The following is a 15,190-nucleotide window of genomic DNA, read 5'->3' as shown; positions in this document are numbered from 1 at the left end:
GCCGCCCCTGCCCGGGCGGCGCCGTCGTTCGAGGAATTCGCCATGCAATCCTATCTCGACCTCGTCGGCTTCGGCGCCCAGGGCTGGGGGCCGGCGCTGCTGCGCGGGCTGCTGGTCACCCTGCAGATATCCTTCGGCGCCTTCCTGGTCGGCATGCTGATCGGCCTGGGCGCCGCCAGCGCCAAGCTCAACGGCCCGCGCCCGCTGGCCGCCGCCGCGCGCGGCTACACCACGCTGTGCCGGGCGGTGCCGGAGCTGCTGCTGATCCTGCTGCTGTACTACGTCGGCTCCATGGGCCTGAACCAGTTGTTCGCCTGGCTCGGCTACGGCGACGTGAAGCTCAACGGCACCATGGTCGCCATCGCCGTGCTCGGCCTGGTGCAGGGCGCCTACGCCTCGGAAATCTTCCGCGGCGCCATCCAGGCCATCCCCTACGGCCAGATCGAGGCGGCGCGGGCCTATGGCATGCACGGCTTCGGCCTGTTCCGCCGCGTCACCCTGCCGATCATGGCGCCCAACGCCCTGGCCGGGATGGCCAACCTGTGGGTCAACCTGATCAAGGACAGCGCGCTGATCAGCGTGGTGGGCACCAACGAGCTGCTCTACACCGCCAAGCAGGCCGCTGGATCGACGCGCCACTACCTGACCTTCTACCTCACCGCGGCGGCGCTGTACTACCTGCTCACGGTGCTCTCCAACCTGTTCTCCGGCTGGCTCGAGCGGCGTTTCCGCCGCTGGATACCGGCGGTATGAGGCGCGCGCGATGAGCGATCACTGGATATTCAGCTACGCCAGCCTGCTGCTGCGCGGCCTGGGCACCACCCTGTCGCTGCTGCTGGTCAGCGCCGTGCTCGGCTTCGCCCTGGCGCTGCTGGTGGCGCTGGCGCGGATGTCGCGCAACCTGTTCGTGGCCAAGGCCAGCCTGGCCTTCACCAGCGTCATCCGCGGCACGCCGCTGCTGGTGCAGATCTACACCTGCTACTACGGCCTGGGCAGCCTGTTCGCCACCTACCCGCCGATCCGCAGCAGCTTCCTCTGGCCGTACCTGCGCGATGGCTACTGGTACATAGTGCTGGCGCTGGTGCTGTCGGTGGGGGCCTACGTCGGCGAGGTGGTGCGCGGCGGCCTCAAGGCCGTGCCGCGCGGCGAGCTGGAGGCCGCCGCGGCCTTCGGCATGCACCGCCGCCTGGTGCTCTACCGCGTGTGGCTGCCGCGGGCGATCCGCCTGCTGCTACCGACCCTGGCCGGGGAAACGGTGCTGCTGCTCAAGTCCACCGCGCTGGCCTCGACCATCGCCGTGGTCGACCTGCTGGGCGCGGCCAACGTGGTGCGCGCGCAGACCTTCCAGGTGTACCAGCCGCTGCTGCTGGTGGCGGCCATCTACGTGTGCCTGACGTTCATCATCGAGGGCTGTTTCAACCTGCTGGAGCGCACCGCGCCGGTCCGCCGCGAGTCCGCCGCGCCGCGTTCGCGCGCCGGCTGGGTGTTCTGGCGGCGCAAGGCGAAGGTCTAGGCGTAGGCGCCGCGGCGCAGGCCCTCGACCCAGTGGCGGCTGAGCTGCAGGCCGTCCTCGGCGCTGAAGGTGGTGGGGTTCAGGCACCACTCCAGCCACAGGCCGTCGAGCATGGCCGACAGGCCGATGGAGGCCAGGCGCGGGTTGGCGATGGCGAAGCCCTCGCTGCGGGCGAGGTCGGTGATCAGGCCTTCGAGCAGTTGCAGGTAGGCGCGGTAGCCGCGCTCGTGGGCTTCGTTGACCGGCGTGGAATGGCGGATGAGGCTCCAGAACACCACCCAGGGGCTGAGCAGGTCGGGGTCGAGCACGCCGGGGGAGAAGGAGCCGACCAGGAAGGCATCCAGGCGTGCGGCGGGGTCCAGGCCGGCGGCGGCGACGCTCTCGCGCAGCGACTGGGTGACGCCGGCGGCGAGGCTTTCATAGGCCTGTGCGACCAGCGCCTCGATGCTGCCGAAGTGGTGGTTGACCAGGCCCACGGCCACCCCCGCCTCCTTGGCGATGCGCCGCACCGAGATGCCGGCGTGGCCATCGGCGACCAGGCACTTGAGGCAGGCGCGCACCAGGTCCTCGCGGCGTTCCTCGGGCGTGGCGCGGCGGGCTTTCTGGCGGGGGCTGTCCACGCGGGGGAGTTCCTTGTGCGGGGCGCCGGGGCGCGGTGGGTGGAATCGATACTAGGGGGCGCCGGGCAAGTTTGCCATGCCCCGCGACGAGGGAGGAGGCAAGCATGATCGAAGACGTATCGCTGCGGCTGAGCGGGGATTCCGGCGCGCCATTGACGGTGCCGGCCTGGCGCATCGACGCCGGCCGGCCGGGGCCGCGGGTGCACCTGCAGGCCGGGGTCCACGCCGACGAAATCGCCGGCATGCTGGTGCTGCACCAACTGCTGCCGAGGCTGCGCCAGGCGGCGGAGCAGGGGAGGCTCAACGGCAGCGTGACGCTGGTGCCCCAGGCCAACCCCTTCGGCATCGGCCAGTTCCGCCAGGGGCGCATCCTCGGCCGCCATCACGAAGCGACGGCGCGCAACTTCAACCGCGGCTTCCCGGCCTCGGCGAAAGCCACGGGCACGGTGGACAACCTCAGCGACTGGCAGCGCCAGCTGGCCGCGCTGGCGGCGCCGGCGGACATCGTGCTGGACCTGCATACCGACGACGAGGCGCTGCAGTACCTCTACGTCCACGAACGCCTGTGGCCGGCGGCGCAGGACCTGGCCGCGGCGCTGCGCGCCGAGCTGGCGATCATCTGGGAAGGCGACAGCGACGGCGCCTTCGAGGAAGTGGTGATCGCACCCTGGCTGGCCGAGGATCGCTTTGACAGGCGCCTGGTGGCCACGGTGGAACTGCGTGGCCAGGGTGACGTCAGCGACGCGCTGGCGCAGCAGGATGCTGACGGGCTGTGGGCTTTTCTCTGCGGACGCGGTGTGATCGAGGAAGCGGTGGCGCTGCCGGCCTGGCAGGGGGTGGCGGTGCCCATGGGTTTCATGGAAACGGTGTTCGCGCCGGTGGCCGGGGTGCTGGTGTTCGAACGCGAACTGGGCGAGGTGGTGCAGGCTGGGGAGCGCTTCGCCCGCATCGTCGCGAGGCCGGGGGATGCCGGGAGCGAAGTGGTGCTGCGGGCGCCGCAGACCGGGTTGTTCGTTACCCGCTATCGTGACCGGTTGATCCCGCGCGGGGCGATTGCGGCGAAGTTTACCGGGTCGGCGCCGTCGTCCACCTGGACCTCCGGTGCGCTCGATCCATAACACCACACGCCCTTTCGGCTTTTTTGGCTTTTCGTAGGAGCGAGCTTGCTCGCGAACCAGCCCCACTGCGGAATCTGTTCGCGAGCAAGCTCGCTCCTACGAAGAGCACCGTGCGGCATCACAGCCAGATGGCGTTCCAGAAGGGATAGTCGGCGACGCGTTTCACCAGGCCTGCCCGCAGCGGATTGGCGATGATGTAGCGGGCGACGGCCTTGAGGTCTTCTTCATGCCGCAGAGCCCGGTCGTGGTAGCCGGATTGCCAGGCTTTTCCTGTTCGCTGCGAGGCTGCATTGATGGCGATAGCCGTGCGCGACTTGAAGCTTCGCATCACCTGTTCCAGGCGCTCTTCCTGCAGTTGCAACAGCCAATGGAGGTGATCCGGCATCAGAACCCAGGCGAGGGTCTGCAACTCCTCTGCATGGTGGATTTGCCGGCAGACCTGGCAGGCGGTCGCCCAGTCCTCGAAGAGGCGTTCGCGGTGGGGCGTGACCGTGGTGACCAGGTAGATCTGGCCGGGTATGGAATGACGGCCCTTGCGCAGGTCCTTTCCGTGGAAGCCCATGGGGTGCTCCTTGCTGGGGGGACGCTGGGAGCATGGCAGGGAGAGGTATCGGATTTATCCGGGAAGGAAGGTGTCTGGGGCGGTTCGCGAGCAAGCTCGCTCCTACAGGTCGGGCGTGGCACCTGCTTTTCGTAGGAGCGAGCTTGCTCGCGAACCCACCCAAACAAAAACGCCCGCACAACGGCGGGCGTTTTCACGAAGGCACCTGACTCAGTGATGCTCACGCGTAGCGCGGAAGGTGATGTCCGGCCAGCGCTCTTCCATCAGGCTCAGGTTCACCCGGGTGGGGGCCAGGTAGGTGAGGTGGCCGCCGCCGTCCACGGAGAGGTTCTCGAAGGCCTTGTCCTTGAACTCCTTGAGCTTCTTCTCGTCCTTGCACTCGATCCAGCGGGCCGACCAGACGTTGATCTGCTCGTAGGCGCACTCGACCTTGTATTCCTCCTTCAGGCGGCTGGCGACCACGTCGAACTGCAGCACGCCCACGGCGCCGAGGATGATGTCGTTGTTGCGCTCGGGGAAGAACACCTGGGTGGCGCCTTCCTCGGCCAGTTCCTGCAGGCCCTGGCGCAGCTGCTTGGACTTCAGCGGGTCCTTCAGGCGCACGCGGCGGAACAGTTCCGGGGCGAAGTGCGGGATGCCGGTGAAGCCCAGGTTCTCGCCCTCGGTGAAGGTGTCGCCGATCTGGATGGTGCCGTGGTTGTGCAGGCCGATGATGTCGCCGGCGTAGGCCTCTTCCAGCTGCTCGCGCTCGCTGGAGAAGAAGGTCAGGGCGTCGGCGATCTTCACGTCCTTGCCCAGGCGCACGTGGCGCATCTTCATGCCCTTCTCGTACTTGCCCGAGCAGATGCGCATGAAGGCGATGCGGTCGCGGTGTTTCGGGTCCATGTTCGCCTGGATCTTGAACACGAAGCCTGTGAACTTCTCCTCGGTGGGCTCGACGATGCGCTCGTGGGTGGCGCGCGCCAGCGGCTGCGGGGCCCAGTCGACGATGCAGTCGAGCACCTGGTCGACGCCGAAGTTGCCCAGGGCGGTACCGAAGAACACCGGGGTCATCTCGCCCTTGAGGAAGGCGTCCTTGTCGAACTCGTGGCAGGCGCCCTGCACCAGCTCCAGCTCTTCGAGGAAGTTGTCGTAGAGGTCGCCCAGGTGCGCGCGGGCCTCGTCGGAGTCGAGCTTGTCGATGACCTGGGTCTCGATGCGCTCGTGGCCGTGGCCGGGCACGTAGACGATGATCTTGTCCTCGGCCAGGTGGTACACGCCCTTGAAGTCCCGGTAGCAGCCGATCGGCCAGGTGATGGGCGCGGCCTTGATCTTCAGCACCGCCTCGATTTCGTCGAGCAGCTCGATGGGGTCGCGGATGTCGCGGTCGAGTTTGTTGATGAAGCTGACGATGGGCGTGTCGCGCAGGCGGCAGACTTCCATCAGGGCGATGGTCCGCGGCTCCACGCCTTTACCGCCGTCGAGCACCATCAGCGCCGAGTCCACCGCGGTCAGGGTGCGGTAGGTGTCTTCGGAGAAGTCTTCGTGGCCGGGGGTGTCGAGCAGGTTGACCATGTGCTCGCGGTAGGGGAACTGCATCACCGAGGTGGTGATGGAGATGCCGCGCTGCTTCTCCATTTCCATCCAGTCGGAGGTCGCATGGCGGTCGGACTTGCGCGACTTCACGGTACCGGCGACGGCGATGGCCTTGCCCATCAGCAGCAGCTTCTCGGTGATGGTGGTCTTACCGGCGTCGGGGTGGGAGATGATCGCGAAGGTGCGGCGCTTGGCGACTTCGGCGGCCTGGTTGGTCATGGGTGCGTGCCTGCTGGAGTTCGGTGACGGCGGGCGCGGTCGGCCCGGAAAAACGCGGGATTATAGCCCAAAGCCTTGCGTCGCCGGCAGGTGCGGCGACGCAAGGCCCCGCCTCAGTGGTCGTCGTCGGCCGCGGGCGCCTCGCCACGGTAGATGGTGCGCACCAGCGGGCCGATGGACAGGCCCTGGAGCAGGATGGACACCAGCACCACCACGTAGGTCAGGCTGAGGATCAGGTCGCGCTGCTCGCCCAGCGGCAGCGACAGCGCCAGGGCCACCGAGACGCCGCCGCGCAGGCCGCCCCAGACCAGGATGCGGATGGTCCCGCTCGGCACCTGGCGGCGCCCGGCCTCGGTCTGGCGCAGCACCAGGATGGCCGGGGCCACGGTGAGCAGGCGCGAGGCCAGCACCGCGCCGCCGAGGACCAGGGCGGCCACCACGTGCAGCCAGTTGAACGGCAACAGCAGCAGCTCCAGGCCGATCAGGGCGAACAGCAGGGCGTTGAGGATTTCGTCGATCAGCTCCCAGAACTTGTCGACGTAGCGCCGCGTCTCGTCGGACATGGCGTACTCGCGGACGTGGTTGCCGATGATCAGCCCGGCCACCACCATGGCGATCGGCGCCGACACGTGCAGGCGCGCGGCCAGGGCGGCGCCGCCGATGACCAGGGCGAGGGTCAGCATCACTTCCACCTGGTACTGATCGATGCCGCGCATCATCAGGAACACCCCGTAGCCCAGCGCCGCGCCGAACAGCACGCCGCCCACCGCTTCCTGCAGGAACAGCCAGGCGGTGGCCGAGACGGTCGGCGCCTCGCCGGCCTGGAGGATGCCCAGGAGGATGGTGAACACCACCACCGCGGTGCCGTCGTTGAACAGCGACTCGCCGACGATGGTGGTGGCCAGCGGCTTGGGCGCGCCGGCCGAGCGCAGGATGCCGAGCACCGCGATGGGGTCGGTGGGCGAGATGAGCGCGCCGAACAGCAGGCAGTAGATGAAGTCCACGTGCCAGCCGAACAGGGCGAAGGTGTAGTGCGCCAGGTAGCCGATCACCGTGGTGGCGATCAGCACGCCGAAGGTGGCCAGCAGGCCGATGGGCCACTTGTAGTTGCGCAGGTCGCTGAGGTTCACGTGCAGGGCGCCGGCGAACAGCAGCGCGGGCAGGAACCAGGTCATCAGCACTTCGGAGAAGTCGATGCGGCGGATGATCTGCTGCATCTCCACCTCCAGCACCGGGTAGCCGGCCATCGACAGGCCCTGGGCGAGGAGCGAGAACACCAGCGCCGTGGCCATCACGCCGATGGTCGGCGGCAGCCGCACGAAGCGGTAGTTCACGTAGGTGAGCAGGGTGGTGAGCGTGATGAACGCCGCGGCGAGGTCGAGCATGTCGCAGGTACTCCTTGGCAAGGCAAGTGGGCCGGCCCCAGTGACCTATCCCTGGGTCGGGGGCACGCGGAAAGAGACCGGATGATAACCGGATATGGCGGGCATATTGGCGAGCGCCGAGGTTTCGTCCGACAGGGGCGGGGAGTATGGGTTCCTCCCGTGGTTAGGGTTTCCGAGCCTGGTGCGCGAACTTTCTCCAAAACCTGGTGCGTGACGATGCTGGGGATGAACCCTCGTCGCTGTCCCCGGTCTGTCAAAAAGAAGGGGGATGATCGGGGCGTTCCGAAACCCCTGGAAAGCCCGTGCTGTGCGGTATTCCGTGCATTTTGTGGAGTATCTAGAACAGTCAACCGGCAAGGCGACAAAGGGATTCGGGAAAGCGGTAATTTCTGGTTGAACTCACGGACTTCAGGTCCTAAAGTTCGCGCCCGAACGTCCATGCTGGAAACGATCCATCCGGCTCAAGTACTGACGACGAGAGTCTGCCTGACTAATCAGTTCAGTGGTTTCTGCGAGCCCTTCGCAGAAAGCGCCGGGCACCAGGTGATACTCGGCGACATGCCTTGGGAAGTAGGCGAACCAAAGTGGGGAAACGGATTAGACGTTCAGCTTCACCCCTACGTATCCATGTGTTTTGCCATTGGGAGTCCCAACCATGTCCATCAAGGTCGAGGATTACTTCGCCCCTGAAACCTTCCAGCGTATGAAGGCATTTGCCGACAAGCAGGAAACCCCCTTCGTCGTCATCGACAAGCAGACCATCGCCGACGCCTACGACCAGCTGACCCACTGCTTCCCGTTCGCCAAGGTGTACTACGCGGTCAAGGCCAACCCGGCCACCGAGATCACCGAGCTGCTGCGCGACAAGGGCTCGAACTTCGACATCGCCTCGATCTACGAGCTGGACAAGGTGATGAAGACCGGGGTCGGCCCGGAGCGCATCAGCTACGGCAACACCATCAAGAAAGCCAAGGACATCCGCTACTTCTACGAGAAGGGTGTGCGCCTGTTCGCCACCGACTCCGAGGCCGACCTGCGCAACATCGCCAAGGCCGCGCCGGGCTCGAAGGTCTACGTGCGCATCCTCACCGAGGGTTCGACCACCGCCGACTGGCCGCTGTCGCGCAAGTTCGGCTGCCAGACCGACATGGCCATGGACCTGCTGATCCTCGCCCGCCAGCTGGGCCTGGTGCCCTACGGCATCTCCTTCCACGTCGGCTCGCAGCAGCGTGACATCTCCGTGTGGGATGCCGCCATCGCCAAGGTCAAGGTGATCTTCGAGCGCCTGAAGGAAGAAGACGGCATCGAACTGAAGATGATCAACATGGGCGGCGGCTTCCCGGCGAACTACATCGCCAAGACCAACGACCTGGAAACCTACGCCGAGGAGATCATCCGCTTCCTCAAGGAAGACTTCGGCGACGACCTGCCGGAGATCATCCTCGAGCCGGGCCGCTCGCTGATCGCCAACGCCGGCATCCTGGTCAGCGAAGTGGTGCTGGTGGCGCGCAAGTCGCGCACCGCGGTGGAGCGCTGGGTGTACGCGGACGTGGGCAAGTTCTCCGGCCTGATCGAAACCATGGACGAGTCCATCAAGTTCCCGATCTGGACCGAGAAGAAGGGCGAGATGGAAGAAGTGGTGATCGCCGGCCCGACCTGCGACAGCGCCGACATCATGTACGAGCACTACAAGTATGGCCTGCCGCTGAACCTGGCCGCCGGCGACCGCCTGTACTGGCTGTCCACCGGCGCCTACACCACCAGCTACAGCGCGGTGGAATTCAACGGCTTCCCGCCGCTGAAGGCCTTCTACATCTGAGCCGCAGCTGAACCGAAGAAACCCCGCCGATGCGGGGTTTTTTCTTTTGTCCCAGCCAATGCCTTTCCGACTGCGCCGAGGTGCTTTTCGTAGGATTGCCGGAGGAGCGGCTTTTCGTAGGAGCGAGCTTGCTCGCGAACCGGGCTGGCACGGTGCTGGAGGGTTGGTTCGCGAGCAAGCTCGCTCCTACGAAGAGCACCTCGGCGCAGCCTACAGTTCCTGGATGGCACGGACGTAGGAGTGGACTCTGTCCGCGATAGCCGGAGGTATCGGCGCGATTCGCGGATGAGATCCGCTCCTACGCTACTCCACCCACGCCATACCCATGTAGGAGCGCGCCCTGCGCGCGAAATCGCGGGCAGGGCCCGCTCCTACAGTTCCAGGGACGCACGGGCGTAGGAGCGGACCTTGTCCGCGATAGCCGGAGGTATCGGCGCGATTCGCGGATGAGATCCGCTCCTACGCTACCCCACCCACGCCATTCCATGTAGGAGCGCGCCCTGCGCGCGAAATCGCGGGCAGGGCCCGCGCTGCTTCAACCCTCGTTGGCCTGGCGCACCTGGACGGCGGCCGGCGCCTTGCTTGCCTTGGCCAACTGCTGGTCGCCCATTGCGTTATCCAGCGGCAGCTTGTCGAACTCGTGCAGGCCGTTCTTCGCGTAGGGGTCGCCGATCCAGCGGGGTGCCGCCACGAAGCGCTCGTTGACCAGGCTCTTGCCCGGCTCGTAGCGGTCGTAGCTCAGGCCCGCCAGGTCGGACAGGGTGTGGATCAGGTGCGAGCTGCTGTAGGGCCTTTCGCTCAGCGCCTGCAGGTCGCGGGGGTGGGCCTGTTGCCAGCTCGGCGAGGTCCAGAGCAGGAAGGGGATGGTGTACATCGGCCGCGTCGGGTCGCCCTCGTTGCGCCCCAGGCGGTCGTGCTTGCCGGAGCTGAAGACCTCCTCGCCATGGTCGGAGAGGTACACCAGGAAGCCGTTCGGCTCGCTGGCGGCGTAGCGCTTGATCAGGCTGGCGACCACGAAGTCGTTGTGCAGCACCGCGTTGTCGTAGGCGTTGTAGGTGTCCGCCTGGTCGTCCGAGAGCCCGGCCGGCACGCCCTGGCGGTCCTTGAAGCGGGCGAACGCCTCGGGGTAGCGGTAGCGATAGTCCATGTGCGTGCCCAGCAGGTGCACCACGATGAGTTTCTTCGGCGCCGGGTCCTTGAGCACCTGTTCGAAGGGCGCGAAGACCACGTCGTCGTACTGGCGGGCGTTCTGGTTGCGCTGGTTGTTCAGGTAGAACTGCTCGTCCGTCTGCTGCGAGAAGGTGGTGAGCATGGTGTTGCGCTTGGTCATCGTCTGCTGGTTGGTGATCCAGAAGGTCTTGTAGCCGGCCTGTTTCATCAGGTTGATCAGCGACGGGTCGGTGAGGAAGCGGTCCGGGTGCTGCTCGTCGCCGAAGGTGAGGATCTGCTGCATCACCTCGATGGTGTAGGGGCGCGGCGAGACCACGTCCTTGAACACCGTCAGGTTGCGGTCGCCGGCGGCCAGGGCGTCGAGGTTCGGCGTGGTCGGCCGGTCGTAGCCGTACAGGTGCATGTGCTCGCGGGTGGTGGATTCGCCCAGCACCAGCACCAGGGTGCGCGGCGCCTCGCCGCTGTCATCCTTGAGGTTCTTCAGCGGCGGCAGGGCGGCGTTGCGCTGCAGCAGCTTCTGCATGTTGTCCAGCTGCTGGCGGTACTGCACATAGCCCACCACCAGTTGCCAGGGCACCGCCGGCTCCATGCGCTGTTGCACCTTCTCCAGGGCCTGGGCGAAGCTGCGCTCCTGGCTGACCATCTGCTTGTAGAAGGGGTACGCCAGGTTCGCCGCCACCAGCAGCACGGCCAGGACCACCCGGGCTGGCGCCGGCATGCGCAGCGGGCGCACGCGCCGCCACAGCAGCACCGCCACCGCCGTGTAGAACAGCAGCGCCAGGCACAGCCAGGTGCTGAAGTACTGGCTGAAGTATTCGCCGGCCTCGGCCGTGTTCGACTCGAACATGACGAAGATGACGCTCTGCGAGAACTCCTGGTGGTAGATGCCGAAGTAGCTCAGGCCCACCAGCGAGGCCGCCCACAGCACCAGGCCGATCAGCGCCGCCAGGCCGCGGGTGAAGCGCGGCAGCAGCAGCGGCGGGGCCAGCCACAGGCTGCTGAGGAAGAAGGCGTCGCGGAAGCCGGCGAAGCCGGTGGTGCCGCTGAACAGGATCAGCGCCTGGGTGACGCCGGAGAAGTACCAGAAGAACAGCAGCAGCCAGCCCAGGCCGGCCCAGTCCACCTTGCGGCGGGAGGGGGTGGTTGCAGTCGACACGCTTGCCTCGTCTTGCAGGGGCCGCCCGTGCAGGGCGGTCAGTTGGGCAGCGAGCCTAGCGGGGAGCGTGTGAAGGGCGAGGCAAGGGCGTGTGAAAAAAACGTCAAGAAATCGCTTACAGGCGCTTGAGCGCCGCGGCGAACAGGTCGGCGTCGGCCGTCTCGCCGAGCTCCGCGGCGCGCCGGTAGTAGGCCAGGGCCAGGCTGCGTAGTTGCGGCTGCGGCGCCTGTTCCAGCTGCTCGCGGGCCACCCGCAGGAAGTTCAGGTTGCCGCCCTCCAGGGCGCGCAGCAGCCAGTAGTGCGCGTCCTCCACCTCGCCCCGTTCGGCCAGCGCCGCGGCGTGGCTGAACTGGCCGCGGAAGTCGCCGGCCACCGCCGAGCGGCGGTACCACTCGCGGGCCAGTTCCGGGTTGCGCGGCACGCACAGGCCTTCCTCGTAGTGGCGGCCGACCAGGTTCATCGACTTGGCATGGCCGAGGTCGGCGGCGCGCCGGTACAGCGCCAGGGCATGGGCCGCGTCGCGTGGCACGCCGCGGCCGGTGGCCAGCAGGTTGGCCAGGTTGTACAGGCCCCAGTCGAGGTCCACGGCCGCTGCGCGGGCATAGTGTTCGGCCGCCTCGGCGGGGTTGGCGGGCACGCCCCAGCCGTGCTCCAGGCAGCGCCCGAGCATGTTGCGCGCCATGCCGTGGCCGCGCTCGGCGGCGATGCGGAACCAGGTCGCCGCCAGCGCGGCGTCGCGCTCGATGCCCTGGCCGTCGAGGAGGATCTGCCCGAGCAGCGCCTGGGCCTCGACGTCGCCCTGGCGCGCGGCTTCGAGGATGGCCGCCGCGGCCTGGCGCGGTTCGCTGGCCAGGCGTGCGCGCAGTTGCTCCACCGAGAGCTCTTCGCGCCGGCGCAGGACGAACGTCATGTCAGACCTCGACCCAGCGCCGCAGCAGGTTGTGGTAGGTGCCGGTCAGCTCGATCAGGGCCGGGTGCTCCGGCACGTCGGCGGTGAGCTTCTGGATCGCCTGGTCCATCTGGAACAGCAGGGCGCGCTGGCTGTCCTCGCGCACCAGGCTCTGCGTCCAGAAGAACGAGGCGAAGCGCGCGCCGCGGGTCACCGGCTCGACCTTGTGCAGGCTGGTGCCGGGGTAGAGCACCAGGTCGCCGGCCGGCAGCTTCACGCGTTGCTCGCCGTAGGTGTCCTGGATGACCAGCTCGCCGCCGTCGTAGTCCTCGGGGTCGCTGAAGAACAGCGTCGAGGACAAGTCGGTGCGCACCCGTTCGCGGCCGCCCTGCACGTCGCGCACGGCGTTGTCGATGTGGAAGTCGAAGTTGCCGCCGCCGGTGTAGCAGTTGAACAGCGGCGGGAACACCTTGTGCGGCAGGGCCGCGGACATGAACAGCGGGTTCTGCCACAGGCGCAGCAGCATGGCTTCGGAAATCTCGCGGGCCAGCGGGTGGTCCTGGGCCAGCTGCAGGTTGTGCTTGGCCTTGGCCGACTGGTAGCCGGCGGTGACCTTGCCGTCGCCCCACTCGGCCTGCTCCAGGGCGGTGCGGATGCGGGTCACCTCGTCGCGGGTGAACAGGCCGGGAATGTGCAGCAGCATGGCGGGGCTCGGTCAAATGAAAATCCGGCGCCGATGATAGACATTTGCATTTGCAGCGTATAGCGGAGGTGGCGAACGGTCGCACGGGGTAAATGTAAATGTTGTAAATAAAGTGCGTCTGATAATATTTACTAATTGATACAGATTCTCGTTTTGCACTAGATTGCGCCGCCTTCAGCAAGTCCCTGGGGAGGGAACTTTCGATGTCGCGTCAATCTGTCGAAGCCACCAGCGCTCCGCGCCTGCTGGTCTCCGCCGTCGGTGTGGCCATCACCGCCATGTCCGGCAGCCACTTCGCCCAGGCGGCGGAGTCCACCGAGAAGAAGCCCGCACAGGATGTGCTGTCGCTGGATGCCGACACCGTCGTCGGCCAGCAGGGCGAAGAAACCTACAACGTCCAGCAGTCGGCCTCGCAGAAGTACACCGCGCCGCTGCTCGACACGCCCAAGACCGTCACCGTGATCCCGCAGCAGGTGATCAAGGACACCGGCGCCCTGACCCTGGTCGATGCCCTGCGCACCACGCCCGGCATCACCTTCGGCGCCGGCGAGGGCGGCAACCCGGCGGGCGACCGTCCGTTCATCCGCGGTTTCAACGCCGAGAGCGACACCTTCCTCGACGGCATGCGCGACGTCGCCTCGCAGACCCGCGAAGTGTTCAACATCGAGCAGATCGAAGTCAGCAAGGGCCCGGGCTCGGCCTACACCGGCGCCGGCTCCACCGGCGGCAGCCTGAACCTGGTGAGCAAGACCGCCAAGCTGCAGGACTTCAACGACGCCAGCTTCACCTACGGTTCCGACCAGACCCACCGCACCACCCTGGACGTCAACCACACCCTGGGCGACAACGCGGCCTTCCGCCTGAACCTGATGAAGCACGAAGCCAACGTCGCCGGCCGCGACGACGTCAGCGTCAGCCGCTGGGGCGTGGCGCCGACCATCACTTTCGGCTTCAACACCCCGACCCGCGCGACCTTCTCCTACTACCACCTGGCCACCGACGACATCCCGGACTACGGCCTGCCGCTGACCAACGTCGACCGCAGCAAGCACAACCCGAGCAAGCCGGCCTCGGTCGACCGCGACAACTTCTACGGCCTGACCCACCGCGACTACCGCAAGAGCACCACCGACAGCGGCACCTTCCGCATCGAGCACGACCTCAACGACGACCTGACGCTGTCCAACAGCTTCCGCATGGTCCGCACCACCCTCGACTACGTGGTCAGCAACCCCGACGACAGCCGCGGCAACGTCGCCAACGGCTACGTCTATCGCTCGTCGAAGAACCGCAACTCCACCTCCAAGGGCTGGGTCAACCAGACCGACCTGAAGGCCACCTTCGACACCGGCAGCATCCAGCACAGCCTGGTGACCGGCCTGGAGTTCAGCTACGAGGACGTGCACAACCGTCCCTACGTGGTGACCCCGGGGGCCGCGGGCAACACCTGCAACGCCGCCCTGCTGGCCAGCGGCGACTGCACCAGCCTGGCCAACCCGACGCCCAAGGACCCCTGGACCGGCAGCATCGTCGACAGCCAGGCCTACACCGACACCGATACCAAGACCTCGGCCGTCTACGTGTTCGACACCCTCAAGCTCAACGAGCAGTGGGACCTGAACCTGGGCCTGCGCTACGACGACTTCGACACCGAGTCCAGCGGCTACAGCACCGGTGGCCGCGGCTCGGCGCCGGGCAACTTCAAGCGCGAGAGCAACACCCACTTCTGGAACTACCAGACAGGCCTGGTCTACAAGCCGCTGCCCAACGGCAGCATCTACCTGGCCTGGTCCACCTCCAGCAACCCCAGCGGCGAGACCGCAGGCGAGGGCGGCCAGGAAGTCAGCGCGGCCAACACCAGCCTGGACCCGGAACGCAACCGCAACCTGGAGCTGGGCACCAAGTGGGACTTCTTCGACGAGGCGCTGTCGCTGAACGCCGCGGTGTTCCGCACCGACAAGACCAACGCCCGCGTCGCCGACCCGGACAACAGCTCCTTCCAGGTGCTCGACGGCGAACAGCGCGTGCAGGGCGTGGAACTGGGCTTCAGCGGCCAGCTGACGCCCAAGTGGAAGGTCTTCGGCGGCTACACCTACCTGGATAGCGAGATCCGCAAGTCGACCACCAAGTCCGACGAAGGCAACCGCATGCCGCAGGTGGCACCGAACAACTTCACCCTGTGGACCACCTACGAGGTGCTGCAGGACCTGACCATCGGCGGCGGCACCACCTACGTGGACAAGCAGTTCGGCAACACTGCCAACTCGACCTACATCCCGTCCTACTGGCGCTACGACGCCATGGCCAGCTACAAGCTGAGCAAGAACGTCGACCTGCAGCTGAACGTGCAGAACCTGACCGACAAGCGTTACTTCGACCAGGTCTACAGCACCCACATGGCCCACGTGGCCCCGGGCCGCACGGCGCTGCTGGGGGTGAACCTGCACTTCTGATCGCACGG

General features: G+C 66.8%; 12 protein-coding genes. 5 read left to right on the top strand and 7 right to left on the bottom strand.

Going from position 1 to position 15,190, the window contains the following annotated elements; genetic code table 11:
- The first annotated feature begins 42 nt into the window (after positions 1–42).
- Both M8R19_RS10820 and M8R19_RS10815 read left to right on the top strand, forming a co-directional pair.
- Complete coding sequence (locus tag M8R19_RS10820) at positions 43–753, top strand: ABC transporter permease (protein ID WP_009617684.1); 711 nt, start codon at positions 43–45, stop codon at positions 751–753.
- A gap of 10 nt (positions 754–763) precedes the next feature.
- Entirely contained in the window at positions 764–1,513 is a 750-nt protein-coding gene (locus tag M8R19_RS10815; protein ID WP_116422642.1) for an ABC transporter permease, read from the top strand.
- Here the strand turns inward: M8R19_RS10815 and M8R19_RS10810 are convergent.
- Positions 1,510–2,133 carry a TetR/AcrR family transcriptional regulator gene (locus tag M8R19_RS10810; RefSeq protein ID WP_116422641.1) on the bottom strand — a complete coding sequence of 208 codons (624 nt, stop codon included), beginning with the start codon at positions 2,131–2,133 and terminating at the stop codon, positions 1,510–1,512. The two genes, M8R19_RS10815 and M8R19_RS10810, sit on opposite strands and share 4 nt — an antisense overlap.
- Before the next feature lie 104 nt (positions 2,134–2,237).
- Here M8R19_RS10810 and M8R19_RS10805 point away from each other — a divergent pair, with 104 nt between their 5' ends.
- Positions 2,238–3,251 (top strand): M14 family metallopeptidase, encoded by a 1,014-nt coding sequence (locus M8R19_RS10805; RefSeq protein WP_249917784.1) that lies wholly within the window; start codon positions 2,238–2,240, stop codon positions 3,249–3,251.
- 118 nt (positions 3,252–3,369) lie between these two features.
- Here the strand turns inward: M8R19_RS10805 and M8R19_RS10800 are convergent, their stop codons facing one another.
- The 3 genes from M8R19_RS10800 to M8R19_RS10790 form a co-directional block, all read right to left on the bottom strand.
- A complete protein-coding gene (locus M8R19_RS10800) occupies positions 3,370–3,813 on the bottom strand; it encodes an REP-associated tyrosine transposase (protein WP_249917783.1) in 444 nt (147 codons plus the stop codon).
- A 210-nt stretch (positions 3,814–4,023) separates the two neighbouring features.
- Positions 4,024–5,607 carry a peptide chain release factor 3 gene (locus M8R19_RS10795; protein WP_249917782.1) on the bottom strand — a complete coding sequence of 528 codons (1,584 nt, stop codon included), beginning with the start codon at positions 5,605–5,607 and terminating at the stop codon, positions 4,024–4,026.
- Between the two features lie 113 nt (positions 5,608–5,720).
- The gene (locus M8R19_RS10790) at positions 5,721–6,992 is read right to left on the bottom strand and encodes a cation:proton antiporter (protein ID WP_249917781.1); all 1,272 of its coding nucleotides are present in this window, start codon (positions 6,990–6,992) and stop codon (positions 5,721–5,723) included.
- Between the two features lie 655 nt (positions 6,993–7,647).
- Between M8R19_RS10790 and M8R19_RS10785 the strand changes: the two genes are divergently transcribed.
- Positions 7,648–8,811 (top strand): type III PLP-dependent enzyme, encoded by a 1,164-nt coding sequence (locus M8R19_RS10785; RefSeq protein WP_043315266.1) that lies wholly within the window; start codon positions 7,648–7,650, stop codon positions 8,809–8,811.
- Positions 8,812–9,346: 535 nt separating this feature from the next.
- Here M8R19_RS10785 and M8R19_RS10780 read toward each other — a convergent pair.
- From M8R19_RS10780 to M8R19_RS10770, 3 genes are all read right to left on the bottom strand, one after another.
- Positions 9,347–11,137 (bottom strand): phosphoethanolamine transferase CptA, encoded by a 1,791-nt coding sequence (locus M8R19_RS10780; protein WP_249917780.1) that lies wholly within the window; start codon positions 11,135–11,137, stop codon positions 9,347–9,349.
- Positions 11,138–11,252: 115 nt separating this feature from the next.
- Positions 11,253–12,047, bottom strand: coding sequence for a tetratricopeptide repeat protein (locus tag M8R19_RS10775; protein ID WP_249917779.1), 795 nt, complete (start codon positions 12,045–12,047; stop codon positions 11,253–11,255).
- A 1-nt stretch (position 12,048) separates the two neighbouring features.
- Positions 12,049–12,729 carry a Fe2+-dependent dioxygenase gene (locus M8R19_RS10770; protein WP_249917778.1) on the bottom strand — a complete coding sequence of 227 codons (681 nt, stop codon included), beginning with the start codon at positions 12,727–12,729 and terminating at the stop codon, positions 12,049–12,051.
- A 203-nt stretch (positions 12,730–12,932) separates the two neighbouring features.
- Between M8R19_RS10770 and M8R19_RS10765 the strand changes: the two genes are divergently transcribed.
- The gene (locus tag M8R19_RS10765; protein ID WP_069861898.1) at positions 12,933–15,182 is read left to right on the top strand and encodes a TonB-dependent receptor; all 2,250 of its coding nucleotides are present in this window, start codon (positions 12,933–12,935) and stop codon (positions 15,180–15,182) included.
- Positions 15,183–15,190: the final 8 nt, after the last annotated feature.

Origin of the sequence: Pseudomonas sp. R3.Fl (assembly GCF_023516765.1) — a bacterium.
GTDB classification, from domain to species: domain Bacteria; phylum Pseudomonadota; class Gammaproteobacteria; order Pseudomonadales; family Pseudomonadaceae; genus Pseudomonas; species Pseudomonas citronellolis.
This window is presented reverse-complemented; position numbering and strand designations above follow the sequence as displayed.